Raw genomic sequence first — 25774 nt, forward strand, 5'->3', positions numbered from 1 at the left:
CGGAGCATCTTATGACCGGTTGGGTTCTCTTCCTTGCAGCGCTGATCACCTTTCTGCTGACACATGCCATCCCGGCGCGTCCCGCCGTACGCGGGCATTTGATCACGGCGCTGGGGCGCAAGGGGTACTTCGCGGCTTATTCCGTGCTGTCACTTCTGGTTTTGGGCTGGTTGATTATCGCTGCCGCCCGGGCACCGTATGTCGAGGTAATCCCGCCTTGGGCGCTTTTCCGCTGGGTGCCTTTGCTGGTCATGCCGGTGGTTTGCTGGCTGGCCGTCTCCGGGATGGCGATCCAGAACCCGTTCTCGTTCGGCGGGCTGGGTCAGCGCGCGTTTGATCCGGAAAACCCGGGCATCCTGAGCAGCACGCGCCATCCGGTGCTGGCGGCGCTGATGCTTTGGGCACTGGCGCATCTGCTGGCCAATGGCAGCCTGTCGCATGTGATCCTGTTCGGTCTGTTTGGGGGCTTTGCCGCAATGGGTATGGCTCTGATCGACCGGCGCAAATCCCGCGAGATGGGCATCGAATGGGTCCGTCTGTCCCGGAACACCGCGCGCTTTTCCCTGCGCGCCCCGCATCCCTGGCCGCCCCTTTGGGTCTGGCTGGCCTCACTTGCTGCTTTTGCGGTTCTGCTTCACCTGCACGCAGCTGTGATCGGGCTTTCTCCGCTGCCGTAGCGCAGAAGAGTGGCCGGACCGCATCTTGCGTGCTATCTGGAATGTCACAGTTTTACGACGAGGGTCCCTGAATGTACCTGGCCTATGTAACCACCACCGATCGCGGCGCGACCGACCGCTTGCTAAGCGCGACCGCAGAACAGCTTTTGAAATCCGGTGCCCGGCTGTCGGGTGTGGTGCAAACCAACACCGAATGTGCCGACAACACCAAGTGCGATATGGACGTGCGTGTCCTGCCCGAAGGTGAGACTATCCGCATCTCGCAATCGCTGGGAACGCAGTCGCGCGGCTGCCGTCTGGACCCTGCCGCGCTGGAGCAAGCCGTGGGCTATGTCACGGCCTCGCTGGAGGATGCGCCGCAGTTGCTGATCGTCAACAAATTCGGGAAGCACGAAGCCGACGGGCGTGGCTTTCGTCCCGTCATCGCCGAGGCACTGGCACAGGACATCCCGGTTCTGGTCGGCGTGAATGGCCTGAACAAAGAGAAATTTCAGGACTTTACCGGCGGCGCCGCGGAAGAAATTGCACCAGATCTGGATGCGATCATCGACTGGTTCAACCGTGTTTCCGCTCAGCGGGCTGATGCTGCCTAAGCCAAGTCCTTTGCAGGTAAGTCGACAAAACGCCTTTGGTCCGCCAAGGGCGTTTTTTGCAAAAAGGCGATCGGGAAAGCCAGAAAACGCGACGCACCGAATGCAGCATGTTGCGCTTTGTCACCATCTAGGGAAGATGGTGGGCGACCCTGGAATCGAACCAGGCGTGCGTCTCCGCGAGGGAGTTACAGTCCCCTGCCACACCTTGCGGCCTGTCGCCCACTGTCAGGCGTTGCACCTGACGTGGAGGCGTGATTACTAGCGCCTTAAACGAGCGTCAACAGGAAAATACCGCTTTGGCGCAGGAAACCGAATTCCCGGCCCGGAGGCCCAAGAAATGAAGAAACCCAAGTGGGTCGTTGAAAAGGAACAGGCGCGCAAGGCGGCGGCTTCTGAAACCGTGTGGCTGTTCGGCCTGCACGCTGTGCGCGATGCCCTGATGAACCCGAAACGTCAGAAGCTGCGCCTGATCGTAACCCGGAATGCCCGTGACAAGTTGAGCGAAGCCATTGAATTTGCAGGGGTCGAGGCCGAAATGGTCGATCCGCGGAAATTTACGGCTCCAATCGATCCCGGCTCGGTGCATCAGGGCGCGGCGCTTGAGGTCAAGCCGCTGGACTGGGGCGGATTGGCCGAGAACTGTATCGGGCGTGAACACCCGCGTGTCATCCTGCTGGACCGTGTAACCGACCCACATAACGTGGGGGCGATTCTGCGCTCGGCCGAGGTCCTGGGGGCCAGTGCGGTCATCGGCACGCGACATCACTCGGCCCCGGAAACTGGCGCTTTGGCCAAAACGGCCAGCGGCGCGTTGGAGCGGCAACCATACCTGCGCATGCGCAATTTGGCCGATACCATTGTCGAGCTGCAGAATATGGGTTTTCTGGTCCTGGGCCTGGACGGAGAGGCCGAGCAAACAATTGAAGAGACGCTGGATGGCCGGTTCGACCAGCCGGTCGCCTTGGTGCTGGGGGCTGAGGGGCCGGGATTGCGGCAAAAGACCAAAGAAACCGTGGATCATCTGGTGAAAATCGACGCAGCGGGCGGTTTTGGGTCTCTGAACGTCTCAAATGCGGCGGCGATTGCCCTATATGCATCGAGACACAGATAGACAGGAGCGCGCCATTTCCACCCCTTCGAAAATTGCCACCTGCTGCTATTGCGGCACGCGGGCCGCATTGGTGCTGAAAGGCAAGCAGCGTCATGAGCTTAGTTGCTCAAGCTGCGGCGCACCCTTGCACGACCTGAAAATGGTGCCCAAGCGTAAACTGCCCGAGCCCAAACCGGATCGCAGATACGAAAAGCCACGGAAAGCCAAAAAGAAGAAGAAAAAGGGCGTATTCTCGCGCGTGTTCGATGAGGCGTGGGATGTGATAGAGGATATTTTCGACTAACTCAGTTTATTCGGGCACGACCGTTCACATCCGCGTTAATTGGGGTTTCAGATGCGTTAAAGAATTGCATCTTGATACCCTGACTTTCTAATGAACGCGCTATGATGATGAACCGACGTTTTCTCTTTGGTGCAATTTGTGCCGCTATGATTGCTCCTGCCGCGTTTGCGCAGGAATTGCCCGTTTTCTACAAAACGGACGGCGCAGCTATGGCCGGCTATGATGTGGTGTCCTATTTCGGGGATGGTGCACCTGTTCGCGGTCTGCCAGAGTATTCGGTCGTGTGGAAAGGGGCTGAATGGCACTTTGCAACAGCCGAAAACCAAGCCGCGTTTGAGATGAACCCACGGGCCTACGCCCCGCAATTCGGCGGCTATTGCGCTTATGCGATGGCACAGGGTGAGCTGGTCAGTACCGACCCAGCGCTGTGGCGTGTGATTGACGGGCGGCTCTATCTGACTCACTCGCGCGAGATTGAGCGTATGTGGATACAGGATACTGCCGGTTACATCGAAATGGCCGAGGCGCATTGGCCCGTTGTCCTTTACGAAAACTAGGCGAAGTTCCGCTTTTCGTGATCTGTCATCACAAAAATGCGCTCCCCCTCTTTTTTTTAACCAAGACATGCTTAAATGTCACAGTGACCGCGGAACGGAACTGCCGCGGGTCATTTCACTGTCCCTCGTTCCAACACCTTGCGCCCGGGTCTTTACCTGGGCGCTTTTTTCTTTGGTCCTTGGCGCATAAGGTGGCCGCATGACCGACTATTCCGATGCTTTCCTGACTGACATCCTGAAACGTACCAAGACAGTGGCCGTTGTTGGTGTGTCGATGAATCCGGTGCGCCCCAGCTATTACGTGGCGCGCTACCTGTCGTTGAAAGGCTACACGGTCATTCCGGTCAATCCCGGACATGCGGGCAAAGACTTGTTCGGCAATACGGTGCGGGCGTCCCTGTCTGAAATCGACGAACCGGTCGATATGGTCGATATCTTTCGCCGGTCCGAGGCGGTTCCCCCGATCGTCGACGCGGCGTTGGACGGCTTCCCGAACCTGCGCACGATCTGGATGCAGATCGGCGTAGAACATCCCGAAGCGGCCGCCAAGGCGCAGGCGCGCGGGGTGGATGTTGTGATGAACCGTTGCCCCAAGATCGAATACCAACGCCTATTCGGAGAGCTGCGTATGGGTGGGTTCGCCACCGGAGTGATCTCATCCAAGCTTTGAGCTATTCGCCTGCATAGGGCAGCAGTGCACCGTATTGTTCGGCGCGTCGTTTTTCCAAAACGACCGCGCGCGGGACCCAGTCATATCGGGTGTCCTCGGGCAGGGGGGCCCAGAACAGGACGCCTCCATATCGCCAGGGGTCCAGAATCACGCCGTCATACATCGTCTCGCCCTTGCGGCTGATAATCGCCGTGCTGTGGTCGATTCGAAATGGGTTGTCGGCATTCGCAATGGCGCGGTGCATCTCAAGCGTTCGGAACTGTTCCTGATCCAGGCGGCGTTCGATGTCCTCGGCCCAGTGCCAGCACAGCCCGCGGGGACGCAGGCCCTTGTTGACCTTGGCATTATGGATCAACGGAGGATCGGTGATCTGATATTCCTTCGCCAACTGTGCGGTATAGGCATAGGCGATCTGGGCCGCCCGGTCTGCCTCTTCAGGGTCGATGCCCGGCCCGAGGCTTCGTATTTCAGTGGCCAAACGCTGCACATCCTCCGGCGTCGACCGAGGAGCGGTCGCGCAAGCGCCCAGTACAAGGGCCAGCATGAACAAAATCGGCCTGATCAGCGCCAAGATTCCTAAGCGAAGGGTCATGCAGCCATCTTAAAGCGCGATTGTGACGGTCGTCACCCCTTTGAACGCGCAGCTTTTTCTGCGATGCCACTGATGCCTTGACGGCGAGCCAGTTCAGTCAGCACATCGTCTAGCGCCACGTCGCGGGCCGCCAGCATGACAAGCAGATGATACAGTACGTCCGCAGCCTCTGACGTCAACTTTTTCACGTCGCCTTTGGTGGCTTCGATAATCGCCTCGATGGCCTCTTCTCCGAACTTCTCGGCGCATTTTTCGGGGCCCTTCGCCAACAACTTGGCGGTCCAGCTGCTGTCGGGGTCAGCGTCCTTGCGGGACTCAATCGTGGCGGCCAGATCGTGCAGTATGCTCATGTCAGCCTCATCGGGATGCCTGCGGCGGCCATGTGTTCCTTGGCCTCGCGGATGGTGTATTCGCCGAAATGGAAGATCGAGGCTGCCAGGACGGCGCTGGCCCCGCCTTCGGTCACGCCTTCGACAAGATGGTCCAGATTGCCGACCCCGCCCGAGGCGATCACCGGCACGTCCACCGCATCGGAAATCGCGCGGGTCAGGGGCAGGTTGAACCCCGCCTTGGTGCCGTCGCGGTCCATCGAAGTTAGCAGAATCTCACCCGCGCCCTTGGCGACAACGGTTTTGGCAAACTCGACAGCGTCAATACCAGTGGGCTTGCGACCGCCATGCGTGAAAATCTCCCACTTGCCGGGGCTGACGGTTTTGGCGTCGATGGCGCAGACAATGCACTGGCTGCCGAACTGGTCCGCTGCTTCGGCGATGACAGCGGGGTTGGCCACGGCGGCCGAGTTGAAGCTGACCTTGTCCGCCCCCGCTAGCAGCAGCGCCCGAACGTCATCCTTGGTGCGCACGCCGCCGCCCACGGTCAGGGGGACAAAACACTGTTCCGCGGTGCGCTGCACTACATCGAACATGGTGCCTCGGTTTTCATGGGTGGCGTGGATGTCCAGAAAACAGATCTCATCCGCACCAGCCTCATCATAGGCTTTGGCCGATTCCACCGGATCGCCGGCATCGCGCAGACCCACGAAGTTTACGCCTTTGACTACGCGGCCATCAGCGACGTCCAGGCAGGGAATGATGCGGGTTTTCAGCATGGCGATGTCCTTTGTTGGCGCACCTGTAACGGCAAAGCCCCGCCGATGCCAGACTTGTGATTGTGATCTGCCGCGAAGCCGTGGAAATTAAGGATGAAATTCATGAAAAGGATTATCGAGATGCGACATCTTATTCTGGCTTCAATACTCACATTCGGAGGGGCACTGTCCGCCATGGCAGACGACATCATCAAAGTTGAAACAGACAAATCCGTGACCGAGGCGCTGGACGCGCTCGAGGCTGCCGTTGGCAATGCAGGCGCAACGGTCTTTGCCCGCGTTGACCACGCCGCAGGGGCCGAGAAGGTGGGCACGCCAATTCCAGCCAATCAGGTGCTGATCTTCGGCAACCCTGCGCTGGGCACGCCCGCCATGCAGATCGATCCGCGCGCCGGGCTGTTCCTGCCGCTGAAGGTTCAGGCTTATGAGGACGCCGAGGGGCAGGTCTGGCTGGCCTATGAGGACCCGAAAGAGACCTTGGACGATTTGAATGGCGTCTCTAACGCGCCCGTCGTCGAAAAGATGCGCGGCGCGCTGGCCAAGCTGACCGCCGCTGCCGCACAGTAAGTCACTTTAGAGCGCGAATGGCCTCGTTCAGGTCAATCGCGCCATCATAGAGTGCACGGCCCGAGATGGCGCCATTCAGCTCTACGCCGCAATCGCGCAGGGCGATCAGATCGTCCAACGAACTGACACCACCCGAAGCGATCACCGGGATCGATACGGCGCGGGCGAGGGCGGCGGTCGCCTCGATATTCGGGCCCTGCATCGCGCCGTCGCGGTTGATATCGGTATAGATGATGGCCGCGACGCCTGCGTCTTCAAAACTGCGGGCAAGGTCTGTGACCTGCACGTCTGTTTCCTCGGCCCAGCCTTTGGTGGCGACCATGCCGTTGCGTGCGTCGATTCCCACGGCGACCTTGCCGGGGAATTCGCGCGCCGCTTCGCGGACCAGATCGGGGTTTTCGACCGCCACGGTGCCCAGAATCACGCGAGCGAGCCCCTTGCTGATCCAGGTTTCGATCGTTTTCAGGTCACGAATCCCACCGCCCAGCTGCGCAGGAACTTTACAGGCGGCCAGAATCGCCTCGACCGGAGCAGCATTGACCGGCTCACCGGCAAAAGCACCGTTCAGATCAACCAGATGCAGCCATTCGCACCCGGCATCGACAAAGGCTTTAGCCTGCGCCGCCGGGTCGTCATTGAACACTGTTGCCTTCTCCATTTCACCGCGCAACAGGCGCACGGCCTGGCCGTCTTTGAGGTCGATGGCGGGGTAAAGGATCATATCGGGCCTTCTTTCACTGTCGTTGTGGCGGGATATCGCACAAGGCAGGTAGGGGATGCAACGCGACGCGGGGTCATAGTTGCTCACAGACCGATATTCGGGACAGACTATGGGGGTAAAAGGGAGATTTCTATGAAACACACGATCCTTGCGGCAGCAGCCCTGACGGCACTGGCAACCGTCGCGTCCGCCGATCCTGTAGATGGCATCTGGAAAACAGAGCCCGGTGATGACGGCGAATATCTGCACGTGTCGATTGCCGAGTGCGGCAGCGCAATCTGCGGCACCATCGATAGCGCTTTTGATGCGTCAGGCAACCAGGTATTGAACTACGAGCATGACGGCAAACAGATGATCTGGGACATGATTCCCGAAGGTGGCGGAGCCTATGACAACGGTAAGATCTGGGCACCGGACCGCGACAAGACGTATAACTCGAAAATGGCGCTGAGCGGCAACTCGTTGACCGTCAAAGGCTGTGTCGCGGGTGGTCTGATCTGCCGCGGCCAGACCTGGTCGCGCGTTCAGTAAGCCCTTATGGGGCCCAGGTTAGGAAGTTTCCGATCATGCGCAGCCCCACATCCTGACTTTTTTCAGGGTGGAACTGCATTCCAACCATTGTGTCACGGCCAATCACGGCCGTGACCTCCTGCCCATAGTCCACATAAGCCAGACGCTGCGCCGGGTCAGTAACCCGGAAGTGGTAGGAATGGACGAAATAGGTGTGATCGCCGGATTCCACTCCGTAAAACACCGGGTGATCGCTTTCCAGCACCAGATCGTTCCAGCCCATATGCGGCACTTTCAGCGCGCTGTCTGACGGTTCAATCCGCACAACATCGCCCGCAACCCAGCCCAGTCCGTTGGTGTCAGTGTATTCGTGGCCCGTTGACGCCATCAGCTGCATCCCGACGCAAATGCCCAGAAACGGGCGACCTTTCTGCTCCACCGCTTCAACCATAGCGTCGTGGATACCCTTGTGCCCACGCAGTTCGGCCGCACAGGCCGGAAAGGCTCCGTCACCGGGCAAGACTAACCTGTCGGCGCGCGCTACGACATCTGCATCCGAGGTCACAACAACCTCACCCGCATCCAATTCCCGCGCCATGCGCTGAAACGCCTTTTCGGCCGAGTGCAGGTTGCCGCTTTCGTAGTCGATGATCGCTGTCAGCATTTACAGCGCGCCTTTCGTGGACGGAATCGCATCCGCCTTACGCGGGTCGGTCTCGACCGCCAGGCGGAGGGCGCGGGCGACGGCCTTGAAGGCGGCCTCGGCGATGTGGTGGCTGTTGAAACCGTGCAGCTGGTCAATATGCAGCGTGACGCCGCCATGGGTGCTGAGCGCCTGAAAGAATTCGCGCACCAACTCGGTGTCGAACGTGCCGATCTTGGCTGTCGGCAGGTCCACGTTCCAGATCAGGAACGGACGGCCCGATAGATCCAGCGCGCAACGCACCTGTGCGTCATCCATAGGCAGATGGCATTCGCCGTACCGACGGATGCCTTTCTTGTCGCCCAGTGCTTGCGTCAACGCCTGGCCCAGCGCGATGCCGGTATCCTCGACCGTGTGGTGGTCGTCGATGTGATAGTCACCCTTGGCGCGGATGGTCATGTCGATCAGCGAGTGACGCGCCAGCTGATCCAGCATGTGATCGAAGAACCCCACACCGGTCTGATTGTCATAGGTGCCGGTGCCATCCAGATTGACCTCGACGGTGATCTCGGTCTCAGCGGTCTGACGGCTGATCTTTGCGCTGCGCATGGGCGAATTCCTTTTGCTACAGGCGCGCTTATAGACGGGGTAGGGCGGCCATATCCAGAGCGCATGTAGCATTCGCCGCAATCTGTTGCAGGGGATTGCACCCCGGCCCGCCCCGTGCCAGCTTGCGAGCAACTCAAACCAACAAGGTCCGGCCCATGTCCACCTGCGTTTTCATCCAGATCCGCTGCAAACCCGGCACCACTTACAAAGTGGCCGAAGAAATCGCTCTGCGCGAAATCCACTCCGAGCTGTACTCGACCAGCGGCGAATACGATCTGTTGCTGAAGCTTTACATCCCCGAGGCAGAGGATGTGGGCCATTTCATCAACGAAAATCTGCTGGTGATTCCCGGCATCGAACGATCACTGACTACAATGACGTTCAAGGCGTTCTAACCCAGTTCAAACGTTGTCACGCCGAAGATCCGGCTGAGGTCGATATCCGGTTCGTGATCGGAATACATCCGCGCGGTTTCGAACACTTTGTCCAATCCCAGTTGATCGGCCATGGCGAATGCTGCCACATTGGGTTGCGGCATGTCGACAAAGACATCGTGATCGCGATGATCCACGGGAATGGCCGCCAAGAGGCTTGCCAGCAGCGCCTGCGCTATTGCAGCGTCGTCGGCAAACAGCGGGCCAACCTTGTACCCCGTCTTGCAGGGGCGCAGGGTGGCATAGCCCCTGATCTGGCCACTTTCGGTATAAACCCGAGAGATATGGCTGGTGGCCCCCAGCCAGCTTTGCAGGAAGTTGTCGCGCGCCGCTGGAAACAGTTGGCGGTCATAGGCTTTGAGAGCTTCGCTGGCGGTTGACAGCGAGGCTACACCATTGCCCAGAACTTGCCCCAGCTTGGGCAGCACATCCCGAACCCGCGCGCCGAAGCGGTAGTTGTTGTAGGCAAATGTGAAGCCGGATTTGCGATAGTTGTCCTGCTGTTCGACCACTCCATCCAGCCCCATATTGCGGCCTTCGCAATGGGCCAGCGCGTGGCCTGCGATTTCAAGCCCGTGACCATGGCTGCGATATTCCGGTCGGACAATGTAGAATCCCAGAAAGGAAAACGCATCGTCGTAATTCACGGCTGAGACCGAAGCGACCATCTCCCCATCCAGAAAACCGCCCATAAATCCGTCGGGGTCTGTGGGCCTGAAACACTCGGCATCGTGGACCCCGGGGTTCCAGCCTTCGCGGCCAGCCCAGTCCACGGCTTGTTTGACTTCCGCCTCGGTCAGAGGGCGGATGGTGTAGTTGGACATAATAACATCCTGCAATCGTTAACGACCTCAGAATGACGCAACATCCCGCAAGACACCAGTAAAGTTTGAAAAAATGCTGTATCTGGAGCGGGCGAGGCGATTCGAACGCCCGACCCTAACCTTGGCAAGGTTATGCTCTACCCCTGAGCTACGCCCGCATCAGATACATATGTTTTGGTCCGGAGACCTCTCAATGGAGCGGGCGAGGCGATTCGAACGCCCGACCCTAACCTTGGCAAGGTTATGCTCTACCCCTGAGCTACGCCCGCGCCGTTGAGTGAGGAGGGATGTATAAATTCCCACGCGGGGCTGCAAGCGGAAAAATACAAAAAAAAGGAAAAATCTTTCGACGGAAATGCCGGTCTGACGTGTTCAAGTCATAGAGCGTTGCAAAACCAACAGGATGGAGCAGAGGATATGACGCGTATAGCAGACATGAAAATGGCGTTGTTAGCCGCATTGATTGTTTTGACATCTGCATTTTGCCTGCAGGACGGTGACCGGTTGGGCGAGGCGGAACCGGAGCTTATGAAAGCTCCGAAGATTGAAACACGCGTTCTGATGGGATGATCCCGGCAACAGCGGCTAAAGCGCCAGAACAAGGTTCGCGAGAGCGGCGACCAGAAGAGCGGTGAATGTCAGCACCATACCAAGCTGTCGAAAGATAACGATCTGCGGGGTTTTGCCGAACCCATAGGCATGCAGGACGCGCCCGGCCAGCAAACTCAGCCCCAGCAGATTGACGAGCAGGCCGCTTGCGCCCTGAAGCTCGACCATGGCGATCAGCAGCAGCGCGAACGGGGTGTATTCGACGAAGTTGGAATGGGTTCGGATCGCCTTGAGCATCTCGCTATTGCCGGAATCACCGTAAGAGATCTTGTGGCCACGGCGTTTAGTGATGACCCAACCGCTGAGAGCGATGTAGATGAGCGCCAGGACGGCGGCGTAGATAGGTGTGATGGACAGCATGTTTTTCTCCCTGACGCATGAAAAGGGCCGTCCGGATTTCCGGGCGGCCCTCCAGTTGGAAGCTAAACTAGGTCGTTCATTCCAGTTCGACCAGTAGGTCCTTAGCGTCAATCTGACCGCCTGGCTGGACATGGACGGCCTTCACCACAGCGTCGCGTTCGGCATGGATGCCGGTTTCCATCTTCATCGCTTCGATGGTGAGCAGTAGATCGCCTTCTTTTACCTCCTGACCTGAAGTCACGCTGACAGTGGCCACAACACCGGGCATCGGAGCGCCCACGTGGTTTGGGTTGCCCGCTTCGGCCTTGGGGCGAGCCTGTGTGGACGCGGTTACCAATCGGTTTGGCACGCGGATGACGCGGGGTTGCCCGTTGAGTTCGAAGAAGACTTTGACCTCGCCGTTCTCATCTGTCTCGCCAATGGCCTGACACCGGATTTCCAGCGTCTTTCCGGGGTCGATCTCGGCTGTGATTTCTTCACCCGGATTCATACCATAGAAGAAGGTGCGGGTAGGCAGAGTACGGACTGGACCATATGTGCGGTGGCGGCCCATGTAATCCAGGAAGACCTTGGGATACATCAGGTAGCCGTTCAGGTCCTCGTCGTCGACCTCTTTGCCATCCAACTGCTTGGACAGATCTGCACGGGTGGCTTCCAGATCGACCGCAGGCACGTCCTTGCCGGGGCGCTGGGTGTTGGGCGATTCGTCCTTTAGCACCTTCTTGATGATCGTGTCCGGGAACCCGCCCGGAGGCTGGCCCAGATTGCCGCGCATCATGTCCACGACCGAGTCGGGGAAGGCCACATCCGTATCCGCGCTTTCCACGTCAGCACGGGTCAGGCCCTGGCTGACCATCATCAGCGCCATGTCGCCAACCACCTTGGACGAGGGCGTCACCTTGACGATATCGCCGAACATCTGGTTCACGTCGGCATACATTTGGGCGACCTCGTGCCAGCGTTCCTCCAGCCCCAAGCTGCGCGCCTGCGCTTTGAGGTTGGTGAACTGACCGCCGGGCATTTCGTGTAGGTAGACCTCGGAGGCTGGGGCCTGCAGGCTGGATTCGAAGGCGGCGTATTGGCCGCGCACCGCCTCAAAGTAATCGCTGATTTCGCGGATGGCTTTGATGTCCAGACCGGTATCACGCTCGGTATGGCGCAGCGCCTCGACCACGGTACCCAGCGTCGCTTGCGAGGTGTTGCCCGAGAAACTGTCCATCGCGCAATCCACCGCGTCCACGCCCGCCTCGGACGCGGCCAGAATGGTGGCGCTTGCGATGCCAGCAGTGTCGTGCGTGTGGAAGTGGATCGGCAGACCGACCTCTTCTTTCAGCGCGCGGATCAGGATTTTGGCCGAGGCCGGTTTCAGCAGACCCGCCATATCTTTCAGGCCAAGGATATGAGCACCTGCATCGCGCAGCTCTTTCGCCATGCCGACATAGTATTTCAGGTCATACTTCGAGCGATCCGGGTCTAGAATATCACCGGTATAACAAACGGTGCCCTCACAGATCTTTCCGTTCTCAACGACTGCATCCATCGCCACGCGCATATTCTCGACCCAGTTCAGCGAGTCGAACACGCGGAACACGTCGATATTCTGCGACGCCTGACGGACGAATTCCTGCACCACGTTGTCGGGGTAGTTGGTGTAGCCAACACCGTTCGCGCCGCGCAGCAGCATCTGGGTCATCAGGTTCGGCATCGCTTCGCGCAGGTCGCGCAGGCGCTGCCACGGGCATTCCTGCAAGAAGCGGTAGGCTACATCAAAGGTCGCACCGCCCCAGCATTCGACTGAGAACAACTGCGGCAGGTTCGCAGCATAGGTCGGAGCCACTTTGATCATATCGATCGAGCGCATCCGGGTGGCCAACAGCGACTGATGCCCGTCACGCATGGTGGTGTCGGTGACCAGCAGCTGGCGCTGCGCTTTCATCCAGTCGGCAACAGCCTGCGGACCTTTCTGTTCCAGCAGGTTGCGGGTGCCCATCTTGGGCTCACCCTTCAACGCAGGTGGGCGCGCGTCTTTCAGATCGGCGCGTGGCATTGGGCGGTCTTTGGTTTCGGGATGCCCGTTTACGGTGATATCCGCGATATAGGTCAGAACCTTGGTGCCCCGGTCACGGCGTTTCTTGAAGGTGAACAGGTCTGGTGTTTCGTCGATGAATTTGGTGGTGTATTCATTCGACAGGAAGGTCGGGTGTTTCAGCAGATTCTCGACAAACGCAATATTGGTCGAAACACCGCGCACCCGGAATTCGCGCAGCGCGCGGTCCATCCGCGCAATTGCTTTCTCGGGCGTTGGCGCCCAGGCAGTAACCTTGGTCAGCAGCGAGTCATAATACCGCGTGATCACCCCGCCCGCATAGGCCGTGCCGCCATCCAGCCGGATGCCCATACCAGTGGCCGAGCGATAGGCAGTGATGCGGCCATAATCCGGGATAAAGTTGTTCAGCGGATCTTCGGTCGTTACGCGCGTTTGCAGGGCGTGACCGTTCAGTTGTACCTCATCTTGGTTGGCTTTGCCGGTGGCCTCAGACAGTGTCTTGCCCTCTGCGATCAGGATCTGAGCCTGGACGATGTCGATGCCGGTGACTTCTTCGGTGACAGTGTGTTCGACCTGTACGCGCGGGTTCACCTCGATGAAGTAGAACTTGCCGGTATTCATATCCATCAGGAATTCAACCGTGCCCGCGCATTCATAGTTTACATGAGCGCAGATGCGGCGACCCAGCTCGCAGATTTCCGCACGTTGTTCTTCACTCAGATACGGGGCAGGGGCGCGTTCCACGACCTTCTGGTTGCGGCGCTGAACTGAACAGTCACGTTCGTATAGGTGATAAATCTCGCCATGCTTGTCGCCCAGTATCTGAACTTCGACGTGGCGGGCGCGGGTGATCATCTTTTCCAGATACCCCTCGCCATTGCCAAAGGCGGCTTCGGCTTCGCGGCGGCCTTCCAGAACCTTTTCTTCCAGCTCGTCTTCCGAGTTGATGGGGCGCATCCCGCGTCCGCCGCCGCCCCAGCTGGCTTTCAGCATCAACGGGTACCCGATCTCGGCGGCTTCGGCTTTGATCGCGGCCATATCGTCGCCCAGAACTTCCGTGGCGGGGATAACCGGCACGTCGGCGGCGATGGCAACCTTGCGGGCACTCGCTTTGTCACCAAGGGCGCGCATGGTTTCGGCCTTGGGGCCGATGAAGGTGATGCCATTCTGCACGCAGGCATCCACGAAGTCCGGATTTTCCGACAGAAGCCCATAGCCGGGGTGGATCGCGTCTGCACCGCATTCCTTGGCAACGCGGATGATTTCGTCAATGCTGAGGTAAGCAGCAACCGGGCCCAGCCCCTCGCCAATGCGATAGGCCTCATCCGCCTTGAAGCGATGCAAGCCCAGCTTGTCTTCTTCTGCAAAGACGGCAACGGTGCGTTTGCCCATCTCATTGGCTGCGCGCATTACGCGAATGGCAATCTCGCCCCTGTTGGCAATCAGGATCTTTTTGAAGTCGGTCATTGTCGGTCCCGGTCTTTGTGGTTTGGCCGTGTTGATAGGCGGACAATACGTGCGCGTATATCAGTCGTTCTGGGTAGAACCGGCATGTTAACGCTCGCAAACGCCCTTTTGTGGCGCTTTCTTCATACACATGCTGCGGTGCAGCATCAATCCAGCGTTAAAATTGGTGGGATTTCTTCCAGCGTTCGGGCTCCTAGTTGTCCCATATTGGCCTTCAGATCCTGTCGTAATATGTCGATGACATGCGCTGGTCCCGCAGCACCCAGCGCGGCCAGGGCATACATAAAGCCCCGTCCCAACATGACAAAATCCGCTCCGGCGGCGCGCGCACGCAAGATATCGAGGCCGCCTTCAACGCCGCTGTCGAAGATTAACGGCAGGTCGGTTGCCGCGCGGATGGTGGGCAGCACGTCTATTCCGGCTGGCGCGCCATCAAATTGCCGCCCCCCGTGATTCGAGACCCACAACGCGTCCACCCCCGCTTGCTTCAACGGCTCGGCATCTTCGGGGCGCATCACGCCCTTGACGATCAGCGGCCCGTCCCACGCATCGCGCAGCCAGTGCACATATTCCATGTCCGGCGAAGTTCTGAGTAGGTAACCCACATGCGCCGTCGGAGGCAGGTTGCTTGAGTTGTCGGTATATCTGTCCAAAGTCCGCATACGCGGAGGCCCGTTGCGTGCCATGGCCATGGCCCAAGCCGGGCGTTGTGCGATCTGAGCCAGTAGCTTTGGTGTAAGCTTCGGCGGATTGGTCAGCCCGGAGCGTGTCTGCCGTTCGCGTCTGGACGCAACCGGAACATCTGCGGTCAGTACAAGGGTTGAGAACCCGGCTTGCCCAACTCGGTCCAACAGGTCGCGCCGGATATCCGGGTCTTTTGGCGGATACAGTTGAAACCACGCGTCATTGCCCAGATGCGGGGCGACATCCTCGGGGCTTTGGGCGGCGACATTCGACAGCGTGAAGGGCAGTCTGGCTGCTGCGGCTGCACGGGCCAGCAGCCCCTCGGCGTCCGGCCAGATCAATCCCGCCATCCCGATAGGCGCGACGCCAACAGGCATAGGATAGGTGCGACCCAGAAATTCCACCTGTGTGTCGCATTCGATTGGGCCGTGCAGGATCGAAGGTGCGAACCCCAGGCGATCTAATCCGACACGATTCCTGCGCAGGGTCGCTTCGACTCCCGTGCCACTGTCCAGATATTCCCATACGAAATGAGGGATACGACGCTGCGCACGGCGTTTCAGGTCGGCTATGCCGGGGTAGAGGCTGTGTAGATCCATGCCGTTTGATCTGACCAAACGGGCGATTCGGCAAGGATTTTAAGGTTTTGCTTTGCCCAAAGCGGTTTTCACGGGACGAAGAGCTTCTGGTGCGTTCTGCGCATCGCCGGCCATCTGCACCTGATTGCGCCCTTTATCCTTGGCCGCGTATAGCGCGTCGTCCGCCGCGCGCATCAGATCCTGCGGCATTGCCCCATGGGCCGGATAGTGGGCCACGCCAACCGAAATCGTGATGCGCGGCAACGCCTTTTCACCGTAGCGAACCGTGACCGCCTCGACCGTCTGACGCAAGTGTTCTGCGCGGGTTACAGCTTCCTCTGGGCGATTGTCCGGCAGGATCAACATGAATTCCTCTCCTCCGATCCGGCAGGCGACCTCATCCCGGTCGCATCCTTGCTCCAGCGCCGAGCCAACCGCCCGCAAAACCATGTCACCCGCATCATGCCCATGGGTGTCGTTAAACTTCTTGAAATGGTCCACATCCACTGCAATCAAGCTCAGCGGGGCACCGGTCTGTTGGCTGCGGTTGATGGACTTGCGCAAAGTCTCTGTCATGTGTCTGCGATTGAAAAGCCCGGTCAGCGGGTCGCGGACAGATTGGTCATGCAGTTGATCACGCATCCGCACGTTGGCAATCGCCATACTGATCTGTTCGGCGCAAAGTTGAGCCAATTTCTTGCTGGAATGGAAGCAATCTTTACGCCCCTCCAACGCTCGCAAGTGCAGCAATCCGACAGTTTCGCCATGTGCGAGGATCGGAAAGCAGAAATACGGGCGACCATCATGCGGTTCGGCGTGCTCGCAGACGAAATCAATTTCGGACGCGCCGAACTCATAGGTGCGGCCGCGCCGCAGGCCCCAACAGCCTTCGGGATGAATATGCGCCTTATGCTCTGCCCCGTTCCAACTGGCGCAGCCATCCAGCACATCGCGGGAGTTCGAATAAACATAGACGCTCCCCTCGGCCTCGGGCAGGATATGCGTCATAAACCGTGAAACCATGTCGAAAAGCTCATCCAGAGACTGGCTGGATTGCAGCCACTCGTTCAATTCGCCCAGTAACCGAACTTCGCGGGCCAGGCGGAGTTGTTCATCCATCAATTGGCGCTCTTTCACCGCACGCCCGCGTAGGCTACGCATCTGTCGGCGGTTGCTGCGATAGACAACCAGCGTCACGATACTGAAGGCCAGAAGCGCAACGGCACTTAGAATGAAAAGCGACAAGCGAACGCGATCAATGAACAGATTTCGAACATCGGTGATGTCGGAATAGAATTCGATCGCGCCAAGAAACTCACCGTCGCGGATGATTGGCGTATAGATTTCGGCCACATGACGGGTTTCAGGACCAGAGGCGTGAATGGCCGTTCCTTCATAGTCGTCGACTTCGGTCAGAGGTTTTTCTTCGTGTTTGTAATAGATATTTCCCTGCCGGATAACGGATTGAAAATAGGGCTTGGAATTCACGGTTCCCACGTCCGCAGACCGGGTCGACCAGAACACGCCGCCATCCGCATTGAACAGTTTAAATCGGTAGATGTCCGAAGTCGCCGGCAACAGTTCCAGAAACTCCTGGTCATGAATTCCAATAGATCCCGTCTGGAACGTGGCTTCTACATCATTAAGATGAGAGGTGACTTGTTTGCCCAGTTGCGTTGCTTCTTTACGCAGGTCTGCTTCCAGCATCCGATCTACGACCGGCGTTGGTACCGCATAGATTCCCCAGCCGGACACCGCAGTCAGAGCCATCAAAGTCAATATGATGGCGGCCATTTTCAAGCGGGATGCCCCGGTTGTTTCTGTATTGGTTTCCATTTTCGCGCTCCCACTTCTTTGGCTGGAAGCATCAGGTGCAAGCTTTGACGGAAGGTTAACTTTTGTCTGCGCAAATCACAGGAGTTGATTAGAATTGATTGGAACCTTCTACAAAACTCTTTGCGAACAAGGGGTGAACAAACTCTTTCCCTCGGGACTGATCCGGCGTAGTTTGCGGGTATGAGCAGTTCCGACGAAATGGACGCCTTCGAGGGCGCATCCCTGTCCGCGCGCGCGATGGCTGCGCGACCTTCCCCCTATCTGGACGATCTGAACTCTGCGCAGCGCGAGGCGGTGGAGCGTTTGGAAGGTCCAGTTCTGATGTTGGCCGGGGCGGGAACGGGTAAAACCAAAGCGCTGACAGCGCGGATCGCGCATCTGCTCAGCACCGGGCGAGCCCGCCCGAATGAGATTCTGTCGGTGACATTCACGAACAAGGCCGCGCGCGAAATGAAAAATCGTGTGGGTCGATTGTTGGGCCAGCCGGCCGAGGGAATGCCTTGGCTGGGGACCTTCCACTCAATTTGCGTCAAGCTGCTGCGCCGACATGCGGAATTGGTTGGAGATGGTCAGGTGCTTCCGGCCGCAGACAAATCTGATGGGCTTGTCGATCCATTGGGGATGCAAGAAGCCTCAAACTATGATGTTGGACCAGTTCCTCGTCCACAAGAGCAAGTTGCCGATCGAGCGCTTCACTTGAAATCGAACTTCACCATTCTGGACACCGACGACCAGTTGCGTCTTCTCAAGCAATTGATTCAGGCAGCCAATATTGACGACAAGCGCTGGCCGGCGCGTATGTTGGCCGGAATTATCGACGATTGGAAGAACCGCGCATTGACGCCCGACAAAGTGCCCGCTGCAGATGCCGGAGCGTATAACAACAAAGGCATTGAGCTCTACGCCGCGTATCAGCGCCGACTGCTGGAGCTGAACGCCGTCGACTTCGGCGACCTGTTGCTGCACATGGTCACGATCTTTCAGCAGCACGAGGATGTGTTGAAACAGTACCAACGCTGGTTCCGATACATCCTCGTGGACGAATATCAGGACACCAACGTCGCTCAATATCTGTGGCTACGACTGCTGGCCGGGGGGCACAAGAATATCTGTTGCGTGGGCGATGATGACCAGTCGATCTATGGCTGGCGCGGGGCCGAGGTGGGTAACATCTTGCGGTTCGAAAAGGATTTCCCAGGCGCGTTTGTGGTGCGATTGGAGCAGAATTACCGCTCGACCCCGCATATTCTGGCCGCTGCCTCGAATGTCATTCGGGGCAATGAAAACCGTTTGGGGAAAGAGCTTTGGACGGATGCAGAAGACGGTCACAAGGTCAACCTGATCGGCCATTGGGATGGCGAGGAAGAGGCCCGCTGGATCGGCGAGGAAATCGACGCGCTGCAAGGTGGCACGCGTGGGATTCGTCCGATGAATCTGGATGAAATCGCCATCCTTGTTCGCGCCTCGCACCAGATGCGCGCGTTCGAGGATCGGTTTCTGACCATCGGGTTGCCTTACAAGGTGATTGGTGGCCCTCGGTTCTATGAGCGGATGGAGATACGCGATGCCATGGCCTATTTCCGGCTTGTGGTCAGCCCCGGCGACGATCTGGCGTTCGAGCGGATCGTGAACACGCCCAAACGTGGTTTGGGCGATAAGGCGCAGCAGACGATCCAGATGACCGCGCGCGAAAATGGCGTGTCGCTGGTCGATGGGGCGCGGATTGCGGTCGACAATGGGCTGATCAAGGGCAAAGGCGGCAAGGCGCTGCGCGAATTGATCGAGGGGCTGGCGCGTTGGAATGCGATGACGCGCGGGCCGCGGATCGAGGTCGAGGATGACTCGGTCATCGACGACGGTGCTCCGCTGCGGTTTGGTGAGCCCGAGGTCTCGCATATCGAACTGGCGCAGATCGTGTTGGACGAATCCGGCTATACGGCCCATTGGCAGAATGAAAAGACGCCCGAGGCACCGGGGCGGTTGGAAAACCTCAAGGAACTGGTCAACCAGTTGGACAATTTCGAGAACCTGCAGGGGTTCTTGGAGCATGTCAGTCTGGTCATGGACAATGAGCAGGACGGCGACGGGGCCAAAGTCTCGATCATGACGCTGCACGCGGCTAAGGGTTTGGAGTTTCCCGCCGTGTTCCTGCCGGGGTGGGAGGATGGTCTGTTCCCCTCGCAGCGATCGATGGACGAATCCGGTCTCAAGGGTTTGGAGGAAGAGCGGCGTCTGGCCTATGTGGGCATCACGCGCGCTGAAGAGGTCTGTACGATTTCCTTCGCGGCCAATAGGCGGGTGTTCGGGCAGTGGCAGAATGCGATGCCATCGCGCTTCATCGACGAATTGCCCGAGGATCATGTGGAAGTGTTGACGCCTCCGGGGCTTTATGGCGGTGCTCAACCGGCAGCGACCATTGAAACACGCGCGGTAAAGGCGGATGTCTACAACTCACCGGGGTGGAAGCGGATGCAGGCGCGGCAGGGGCAATATGGGATGTCGCAGCCCCGCGAAAGCCGCAATACGGTGATTGATGCGACCGCAGTGGCCAGTTTCACTCTGGGTGAGCGGGTTTTTCACCAGAAATTCGGCTACGGCGCGGTGATCGGTATCGAGGGCGACAAGGTCGAGGTCGATTTCGACAAGGCAGGCGTCAAAAAAGTAGTTGCGCGTTTCCTGACCGCCAAGGACGACGTGCCGTTTTAGCGGTCACAATCCGTCAACCAGAACTAAATTGGCTGAGGCTGTATTCTGCCTGATTTTGGCCAGCTCGATATAGTCGGGGTCGTCTTTCCATGCCTTTGCGGCTTCGAGGCTGGGGAACTCCATCAGAACGATCCCATCTTTTTCCCAAACGCCTTCGATCACTTCGACCGGTTTTGACGAGACCGTCAGCAGGCGCCCTCCGTGTCGATCAAAGATGGGCATGAAGCCTTCCAGATATTTCTGATACCCGTCGGGATCGTGGATCGATATCTGAGCGATGAAATACGCGGCCATGGAATGCTCCTGAACTAAGCCAACACTCCATCACCATACAAAATGGGCCGAAAAAAGAAAAACGGCGGTTCCCAGGGAGGAGGAGGGGAACCGCCGTTCTTTGCAACATCAAGGCAGGGAGGAGGAGAGCCCTGATGTATCTGAACCCGGGTCTGATCCCGGTATGTCTAAGTCGCGGCGACACCAGGGAGGAGGAGAGGTGTCGCCGCGCGCTTTCAACATCAGGGCAGGGAGGAGGAGAGCCCTGATGTATCTTCGTCCGGGTCTGATCCCGGTATGTTTAAGTCGCGGCGACGTCAGGGAGGAGGAGAGACGTCGCCGCGCGCTTTCAACACCGGGAAAGGGAGGAGGAGAACCCGGTGTATCGCGTTCCGGCGTTCAGGGCCGGTATAATCTGCGGCGACATCAGGGAGGAGGAGAGATGCCGCCGCTGAAATACAGGTCCTAAAGGGAGGAGGAAGGACCTGATCTCGGTATATGGTTGCGCTTAAGTGCGCGCGAATTGCTCTTCGGCCGCTTGCAGCGCAAGGCGTCGGATCATCGAGCGGTGCAGGCCCAAATCAGCCAGCTCTCGGTTCGACAATTCGGACAGTTCATTCACTGTCCGACGGTAGACGCGATAGCGCGCGAACCGGATCTTTGCCGCGTCGATCAATGAAGCCATGCCGGTTGCCGGTGAACTTTTGAGCGCGGTTTGATGTGTTGCTGCGGCCATGAGTAAAACCTGTGTGTTTCCGTGTTGCCGGGCGTTCCGGCGTTTGCTTGAGATTGAAAATAGGCAAATGCTGCGATTGCACAATGGTTCGCGTCGTCAATGCCGCTATGCAGCAAATGCATGGATATCAACCGGTTGGCGTTTTTGGGAAGAAAGTGCCTTAAAAATAAAGGTTTTCAGCTTTTACACTTTTCGGAAGAAATGTCAGCTTGATCCTTGATGCGGGTTTTCTGCAAATTCTTTGTGCGGGGTTTCCGAAATTTGTGCATCCGTTTAGCGATGCTTTTGTAGTCGCGCTGCTGAACTATTGTACCAGAAGGGCATGGGAATTCATGGGCGAAGCGTTGTCTGCTCAATGGATCTTATGGAAAGCCTGCGATTCATCGCCATCGATTCGTCCCGAAAATCTGTTGCGGAAATGCCGATTATCTAGAATTCCTGCTTGATAGGAAAATTTTTTGGGAATTAATGGGAATTCGGGGAAGTGCTCCAGTATGCGTATATATCGGCATAACTTGGGGTCTATCGTCTATATATTGTGTTGATAGCTTGCACTTGACCTCGATTTTTGAGGTAGATTTGTAGAATCGGCAATTTTGCGGTGAAATTTTCCATTGCTTTCCATGAATTCCCATGGCATCCCTTATTCATCCGATGAGGACGAGGCACATGGGGCATCAAACGACCCCGAACCAATAAAATACAGGTTTCATACAGGCATCTCGCTTTCATCATTCAAGAGATCCGGCGCGCGGGCGAGCAGACATCCCCCCAGGTGGCGCGCGCAGCTGGACTTCCCGCTCAGCGGGCTAATGCGGCGGGTTGATCGGTGGCAGCAGATCAACCCGCCGTTTTTCATCCGGGGGGAACGTGAAGTTCAAGTGGGGCGCAAGCGAAAGGGACAGTCGTCTTGGCGCGCAGGTTTAGAGGTGAAAGCCACCACAAGGTGGATACGAAAGGCAGGGTCTCGATCCCGGCCTCGTTTCGCCGCGTGCTTGAATCCTCTGATCCGAACTGGCAGCCCGGTGACACACCTGAGCTGGTGATCGTCTACGGCGACCATCGCCGCAAATTTCTGGAATGCTATACAATGCAGGCGATCGACGAGGTCGATGCCAAGATCGACGCTTTGCCGCGCGGGTCGATGCAGCGGAAGATGTTGCAGCGCATGTTCCACGGGCAGTCCTTTCCAACAACCGTGGATGAAACCGGACGTCTGGTGCTGCCGGCCAAGCTGCGCAGCAAAATCGGTCTCGAGGGCGAGGCCTTCTTTATCGCCGCGGGCGATACATTCCAAATCTGGAAGCCGGAAACATACGAATCCGAGGAACTCGCCGCCGCCGAAGAGTGGTTGGATGATCAGCCGGACGATTTCGATCCGCTGGAATTCCTAGACGGCGCCGGGGACGCGTAGCGGCATGGCCGGCGCTACTCCCTCGTCCGAGAAGCCTCATATCCCTGTTCTGTTGCGCCCATTGCTGGCGGCTGTGGCTCCTGTTTCGGGCGTCTGGCTGGATGGGACGTTCGGTGCGGGTGGCTATACGCGCGGTCTGCTGGACGCCGGGGCTGACAAGGTCATCGGCGTTGATCGTGATCCGCTGGCCTTTCAGATGGCAGCCGAATGGGCGGGCGACTATGGTGACCGGCTGATGATGCAGGCCGGTGTATTCTCGCGCATGGACGAATATGCGCAGGATCTGGATGGCGTCGTGCTGGATTTGGGCGTGTCTTCCATGCAGTTGGATATGGCCGAGCGGGGCTTTTCCTTCATGAAGGACGGCCCTCTGGACATGCGGATGAGCCAGGAGGGCGAAAGCGCTGCAGATCTGGTCAATACCGCAACCGAAGCGCAACTGGCCGATATTCTATTCCATTATGGCGAAGAACGCGCCAGCCGCCGCATTGCCAAGGCCATTGTCAAGGCGCGTACGGAGGAGGCGATCACGACGACCCTTCGTTTGGCCGAGATCATCGAATCCTGCCTGCCGCGCCCCAAACCGGGGCAGTCGCACCCGGCGACCCGCAGCTTTCAGGGGCTGCGGATCGCGGTGAATGCAGAATATGAGGAACTGTTTCAAGGCCTCATGGCTGCCGAGCGGGCGTTAAAGCCCGGCGGGCAACTGGCCGTGGTGACGTTTCATTCCATCGAAGATCGCATGGTCAAACGGTTCTTTCAGTCGCGGGCGGGTAAAACCGGGCGCGCCAACCGCTATGCGCCCGAGATGGAACAGGAGCTTCCGCAATTCACGCTGAAAACGCGCAAGGCGGTGGGGCCGGACGAGCAGGAATTGCAAGAAAATCCGCGCGCGCGCTCGGCCAAGCTGCGCGTGGCGGTACGGACTGAGGCTCCGGCGGGGGAAATTGAAGCCCGCGCCATTGGGATGCCGCAACTTGGGGGAAGAGCAAGATGAAAAGTATATTGTACGTCTTAACTGCGCTTTCGGTGTTCGGGCTGGCCCTTTGGGCGTATCAAGAAAATTACCGCACCCAGCAGGTGGTGAAGGAAACGCAGAAATTGCAGCGTGAAATCGGTATGGCGCAGGTACGTCTGGCGGTGTTGAACGCTGAATGGGCCTATCTAAACCGTCCGGACCGCCTTCGCGAACTGGCTGACTTGAACTTTGAGCGCTTGGGCCTGTTGCCCTTGCGTGCCGAGCAGTTTGGGCGCGCCGACCAGGTTTCTTACGCCGAAGACCCGGACTTGCCGGGTGTTGATCCTTTTGAGTTGGAAGCGATCACCAATATTCAGGCACTGGGCGAGGTGCAGATTCCATGACACGTACGCCCCTCCGTCCTCTGGCCCGTATTCTCGACGCCCGCGCCAAGGGTGAGAACCCCAAAGCCATCGAACGCGAGAATATCCGCCAGCGTCACGAAGACATGAAAGACCGCGCCCGTGCGCGGGCCGAAGGGCGCCTTTTGGTGCTGGGTCTGTTCTTTTTCTGCGCCTTTTCGGTCGTTGGTTTTCGCATGGGGATGCTCGCCACCTCCGAGGCGCAGGAACCGCTGGCCAGTGCCCCCGGTGCTGCAATTGCTATGCAGCGCGCCAATATCGTTGACCGTGAAGGGCGCATTCTGGCGACCAATCTGGACACCTATTCTGTCTATGCCCAGCCGCCTTTGATGATTGACCCGGTGGCGGCTGCGGACCAGTTAGTGGCGATTTTTCCTGATCTGGAAAAAGAACGCCTGATCAAGGACTTCACAGGCGACCGTAAATTCCTGTGGATTAAGAAACGGATCTCGCCCGAGCAGAAACAGGCTGTGCATGACATCGGCGATCCTGGTATCCTGTTCGGCCCGCGTGAGATGCGGCTTTATCCAAACGGTAAGCTGGCCGCGCATATTCTGGGTGGCTCGGGCTTTGGGCGCGAAGGCGTAAGCGCCGCCGAGGTGATCGGTGTGGCTGGTGTCGAGAAACAATTCGACGACTATCTGCGCAACCCTGCCAATGGCAACAAACCGCTGCAACTGTCGCTGGACCTGACGGTACAGGCGGCGGTCGAACAGGTTCTGTATGGCGGCATGAAGATCATGAACGCCAAGGGCGCGTCCGCCGTTCTGATGAACGCTCATACGGGCGAGGTCGTCTCAGCTGCATCGCTACCGTCTTTTGATCCCAATGACCGACCGCGCCCGCCGACCTCGGGGTTCGATCCTTCGGACAGTCCGCTGTTCAATCGCTATGTGCAGGGCGTGTACGAGCTGGGCTCGGTCTTCAAGATTTTCACGGCGGCTCAGGCGGTGCAGCTTGGCTTGGTGAATTCCAGCACGATCATCGACACGTCCGGACCAATGCGGATCGGGCGGTTCCCGATTGGCGAGTTCAACGGCAAGAACTATGGGGAGATCAGCGTTGCGGATGTGATCGTCCACAGCTCGAACCGGGGCACGGGACGGCTGGCTTTGCAGATCGGCGCGCAGCGGCAGCAACAGTTCCTCAAGGCGCTGGGCATGTTCGAGCCCACCCCGTTTGAGATTGTCGAGGCCGCAGGTGGCGAACCGCTGAAACCCAAGAAATGGGGCGAACTTAGCACTGTGACCATTTCCTATGGCCACGGGTTGTCGACGAGCCCGATGCATCTGGCGGCGGGTTATGCGGCAATTGCCAATGGCGGGCACTATGTCAGCCCGACGATCTTGCGGCGCAATGGGCCTCAGTACGGTCCGCGCATTATGTCTGACAGTGCGGCGCGCCAGGCGCAGCAGATGTTGCGCAAGGTGGTCACAGATGGCACCGCCAGCTTTGGCGATGTGGCTGGTTATGACGTTGCGGGTAAGACAGGCACCGCCGATAAGCCCAAACCGCGCGGTGGGTACTACGATGACAAAGTGATCTCGACCTTTGCGACGATCTTTCCAGCTTATGATCCGAAATACGTGCTGATCGTCACGCTGGATGAACCTTCAATCGTGGCATACGGCGAGAAGCGCCGTACGGCAGGGTGGACAGCCGTTCCGGTTGCTGCGGAACTGATCGGACGTGTCGCCCCCTTGCTGGGCCTTCGTCCCCGGCTTGAGCCTGAGGCGCGCGCTGCTATAACGCTCACCTCAAATTAGACCGTCCGGCAAAGGGTAG

At 58.4% G+C, this 25774-nt stretch carries 28 protein-coding genes and 3 tRNA genes; 15 read left to right on the forward strand and 16 right to left on the reverse strand.

Translation table 11 applies throughout. From position 1 onward, the window contains the following. Nucleotides 1-11 precede the first annotated feature (11 nt). Both GOV79_RS01225 and GOV79_RS01230 read left to right on the forward strand, forming a co-directional pair. Nucleotides 12-677 (forward strand): NnrU family protein, encoded by a 666-nt coding sequence (locus tag GOV79_RS01225; protein WP_170788307.1) that lies wholly within the window; start codon nt 12-14, stop codon nt 675-677. Nucleotides 678-748: 71 nt separating this feature from the next. Further along, the gene (locus GOV79_RS01230) at nt 749-1270 is read left to right on the forward strand and encodes a DUF2478 domain-containing protein (protein ID WP_170788308.1); all 522 of its coding nucleotides are present in this window, start codon (nt 749-751) and stop codon (nt 1268-1270) included. A 137-nt stretch (nt 1271-1407) separates the two neighbouring features. Here the strand turns inward: GOV79_RS01230 and GOV79_RS01235 are convergent. Beyond that, nucleotides 1408-1491, reverse strand: a tRNA-Tyr gene (locus GOV79_RS01235). A gap of 116 nt (nt 1492-1607) precedes the next feature. Here GOV79_RS01235 and rlmB point away from each other — a divergent pair. From rlmB to GOV79_RS01255, 4 genes are all read left to right on the forward strand, one after another. Continuing rightward, nucleotides 1608-2381, forward strand: a complete 774-nt coding sequence (gene rlmB / locus GOV79_RS01240) for a 23S rRNA (guanosine(2251)-2'-O)-methyltransferase RlmB (protein ID WP_170769181.1) — start codon at nt 1608-1610, stop codon at nt 2379-2381. Beyond that, complete coding sequence (locus GOV79_RS01245; protein WP_170769182.1) at nt 2362-2664, forward strand: hypothetical protein; 303 nt, start codon at nt 2362-2364, stop codon at nt 2662-2664. The genes rlmB and GOV79_RS01245 overlap by 20 nt, the downstream gene beginning before the upstream one ends. A 146-nt stretch (nt 2665-2810) precedes the next feature. Beyond that, the gene (locus GOV79_RS01250; RefSeq protein ID WP_170769183.1) at nt 2811-3221 is read left to right on the forward strand and encodes a YHS domain-containing (seleno)protein; all 411 of its coding nucleotides are present in this window, start codon (nt 2811-2813) and stop codon (nt 3219-3221) included. Nucleotides 3222-3420: 199 nt separating this feature from the next. After that, a complete protein-coding gene (locus tag GOV79_RS01255; protein ID WP_170788309.1) occupies nt 3421-3891 on the forward strand; it encodes a CoA-binding protein in 471 nt (156 codons plus the stop codon). A gap of 1 nt (nt 3892) precedes the next feature. Here the strand turns inward: GOV79_RS01255 and GOV79_RS01260 are convergent, their stop codons facing one another. From GOV79_RS01260 to hisF, 3 genes are read right to left on the reverse strand one after another with little or no spacing between them, the layout of a single operon-like run. Continuing rightward, nucleotides 3893-4483, reverse strand: coding sequence for a hypothetical protein (locus GOV79_RS01260; RefSeq protein WP_237217913.1), 591 nt, complete (start codon nt 4481-4483; stop codon nt 3893-3895). 32 nt (nt 4484-4515) lie between these two features. Further along, a complete protein-coding gene (locus GOV79_RS01265; RefSeq protein ID WP_170788310.1) occupies nt 4516-4833 on the reverse strand; it encodes a phosphoribosyl-ATP diphosphatase in 318 nt (105 codons plus the stop codon). Further along, on the reverse strand, nt 4830-5591 hold the full coding sequence (gene hisF, locus GOV79_RS01270; RefSeq protein WP_170784078.1) for an imidazole glycerol phosphate synthase subunit HisF: 762 nt from the start codon (nt 5589-5591) through the stop codon (nt 4830-4832). Before hisF ends, GOV79_RS01265 begins: the two co-directional genes overlap by 4 nt. A gap of 174 nt (nt 5592-5765) precedes the next feature. Here hisF and GOV79_RS01275 point away from each other — a divergent pair, with 174 nt between their 5' ends. Then, nucleotides 5766-6158 (forward strand): DUF302 domain-containing protein, encoded by a 393-nt coding sequence (locus tag GOV79_RS01275; RefSeq protein WP_170769827.1) that lies wholly within the window; start codon nt 5766-5768, stop codon nt 6156-6158. A gap of 1 nt (nt 6159) precedes the next feature. On the opposite strand, the gene hisA is transcribed toward GOV79_RS01275, so the two are convergent. Next, nucleotides 6160-6879, reverse strand: coding sequence for a 1-(5-phosphoribosyl)-5-[(5-phosphoribosylamino)methylideneamino]imidazole-4-carboxamide isomerase (hisA, locus tag GOV79_RS01280; RefSeq protein ID WP_170788311.1), 720 nt, complete (start codon nt 6877-6879; stop codon nt 6160-6162). Between the two features lie 132 nt (nt 6880-7011). Here hisA and GOV79_RS01285 point away from each other — a divergent pair, with 132 nt between their 5' ends. After that, nucleotides 7012-7410 (forward strand): DUF2147 domain-containing protein, encoded by a 399-nt coding sequence (locus GOV79_RS01285; protein WP_170784082.1) that lies wholly within the window; start codon nt 7012-7014, stop codon nt 7408-7410. Nucleotides 7411-7414: 4 nt separating this feature from the next. Here the strand turns inward: GOV79_RS01285 and hisH are convergent, their stop codons facing one another. Together hisH and hisB are read right to left on the reverse strand one after the other, a co-directional pair. Then, entirely contained in the window at nt 7415-8053 is a 639-nt protein-coding gene (gene hisH, locus GOV79_RS01290; protein ID WP_170788312.1) for an imidazole glycerol phosphate synthase subunit HisH, read from the reverse strand. After that, entirely contained in the window at nt 8054-8641 is a 588-nt protein-coding gene (gene hisB / locus GOV79_RS01295; RefSeq protein WP_170769190.1) for an imidazoleglycerol-phosphate dehydratase HisB, read from the reverse strand. Nucleotides 8642-8796: 155 nt separating this feature from the next. On the opposite strand from hisB, the gene GOV79_RS01300 reads away from it, so the two are divergent. Then, nucleotides 8797-9036 (forward strand): Lrp/AsnC family transcriptional regulator, encoded by a 240-nt coding sequence (locus GOV79_RS01300; RefSeq protein WP_170769191.1) that lies wholly within the window; start codon nt 8797-8799, stop codon nt 9034-9036. Here the strand turns inward: GOV79_RS01300 and GOV79_RS01305 are convergent. The 3 genes from GOV79_RS01305 to GOV79_RS01315 form a co-directional block, all read right to left on the reverse strand. Then, nucleotides 9033-9899, reverse strand: a complete 867-nt coding sequence (locus GOV79_RS01305) for a GNAT family N-acetyltransferase (protein WP_170788313.1) — start codon at nt 9897-9899, stop codon at nt 9033-9035. The two genes, GOV79_RS01300 and GOV79_RS01305, sit on opposite strands and share 4 nt — an antisense overlap. An 83-nt stretch (nt 9900-9982) precedes the next feature. After that, nucleotides 9983-10057, reverse strand: a tRNA-Gly gene (locus GOV79_RS01310). 36 nt (nt 10058-10093) lie between these two features. Further along, a tRNA-Gly gene (locus tag GOV79_RS01315) sits at nt 10094-10168 on the reverse strand. Nucleotides 10169-10172: 4 nt separating this feature from the next. Between GOV79_RS01315 and GOV79_RS01320 the strand changes: the two genes are divergently transcribed. Continuing rightward, the gene (locus tag GOV79_RS01320; RefSeq protein WP_170788314.1) at nt 10173-10469 is read left to right on the forward strand and encodes a hypothetical protein; all 297 of its coding nucleotides are present in this window, start codon (nt 10173-10175) and stop codon (nt 10467-10469) included. A 15-nt stretch (nt 10470-10484) separates the two neighbouring features. Here GOV79_RS01320 and GOV79_RS01325 read toward each other — a convergent pair whose 3' ends face one another. From GOV79_RS01325 to GOV79_RS01340, 4 genes are all read right to left on the reverse strand, one after another. Further along, on the reverse strand, nt 10485-10868 hold the full coding sequence (locus GOV79_RS01325; RefSeq protein ID WP_170788315.1) for an MAPEG family protein: 384 nt from the start codon (nt 10866-10868) through the stop codon (nt 10485-10487). 76 nt (nt 10869-10944) lie between these two features. Further along, on the reverse strand, nt 10945-14382 hold the full coding sequence (locus tag GOV79_RS01330) for a pyruvate carboxylase (protein WP_170788316.1): 3438 nt from the start codon (nt 14380-14382) through the stop codon (nt 10945-10947). A 146-nt stretch (nt 14383-14528) separates the two neighbouring features. Further along, nucleotides 14529-15665 (reverse strand): alpha-hydroxy acid oxidase, encoded by a 1137-nt coding sequence (locus tag GOV79_RS01335; protein ID WP_170788317.1) that lies wholly within the window; start codon nt 15663-15665, stop codon nt 14529-14531. A 39-nt stretch (nt 15666-15704) separates the two neighbouring features. Next, nucleotides 15705-17480, reverse strand: a complete 1776-nt coding sequence (locus GOV79_RS01340; RefSeq protein ID WP_170788318.1) for a sensor domain-containing diguanylate cyclase — start codon at nt 17478-17480, stop codon at nt 15705-15707. A gap of 180 nt (nt 17481-17660) precedes the next feature. Between GOV79_RS01340 and GOV79_RS01345 the strand changes: the two genes are divergently transcribed. Continuing rightward, on the forward strand, nt 17661-20186 hold the full coding sequence (locus GOV79_RS01345) for an ATP-dependent helicase (RefSeq protein ID WP_170788319.1): 2526 nt from the start codon (nt 17661-17663) through the stop codon (nt 20184-20186). A gap of 3 nt (nt 20187-20189) precedes the next feature. Here GOV79_RS01345 and GOV79_RS01350 read toward each other — a convergent pair whose 3' ends face one another. Both GOV79_RS01350 and GOV79_RS01355 read right to left on the reverse strand, forming a co-directional pair. Beyond that, nucleotides 20190-20480, reverse strand: coding sequence for a DUF1330 domain-containing protein (locus GOV79_RS01350; RefSeq protein WP_170788320.1), 291 nt, complete (start codon nt 20478-20480; stop codon nt 20190-20192). Between the two features lie 487 nt (nt 20481-20967). Beyond that, nucleotides 20968-21195 carry a DUF1127 domain-containing protein gene (locus GOV79_RS01355; protein ID WP_170769200.1) on the reverse strand — a complete coding sequence of 76 codons (228 nt, stop codon included), beginning with the start codon at nt 21193-21195 and terminating at the stop codon, nt 20968-20970. A 910-nt stretch (nt 21196-22105) separates the two neighbouring features. Between GOV79_RS01355 and mraZ the strand changes: the two genes are divergently transcribed. From mraZ to GOV79_RS01375, 4 genes are read left to right on the forward strand one after another with little or no spacing between them, the layout of a single operon-like run. Next, a complete protein-coding gene (gene mraZ / locus GOV79_RS01360) occupies nt 22106-22609 on the forward strand; it encodes a division/cell wall cluster transcriptional repressor MraZ (protein ID WP_170769201.1) in 504 nt (167 codons plus the stop codon). Nucleotides 22610-22613: 4 nt separating this feature from the next. Then, nucleotides 22614-23606, forward strand: a complete 993-nt coding sequence (rsmH, locus tag GOV79_RS01365; RefSeq protein ID WP_170788321.1) for a 16S rRNA (cytosine(1402)-N(4))-methyltransferase RsmH — start codon at nt 22614-22616, stop codon at nt 23604-23606. After that, complete coding sequence (gene ftsL, locus GOV79_RS01370) at nt 23603-23971, forward strand: cell division protein FtsL (RefSeq protein ID WP_170769203.1); 369 nt, start codon at nt 23603-23605, stop codon at nt 23969-23971. The genes rsmH and ftsL overlap by 4 nt, the downstream gene beginning before the upstream one ends. After that, entirely contained in the window at nt 23968-25755 is a 1788-nt protein-coding gene (locus GOV79_RS01375; RefSeq protein WP_170788322.1) for a peptidoglycan D,D-transpeptidase FtsI family protein, read from the forward strand. Before ftsL ends, GOV79_RS01375 begins: the two co-directional genes overlap by 4 nt. Nucleotides 25756-25774 lie beyond the last annotated feature (19 nt).

It is taken from the genome of Ruegeria lacuscaerulensis (assembly GCF_013034745.1).
Lineage (GTDB): Bacteria > Pseudomonadota > Alphaproteobacteria > Rhodobacterales > Rhodobacteraceae > Ruegeria > Ruegeria lacuscaerulensis_B.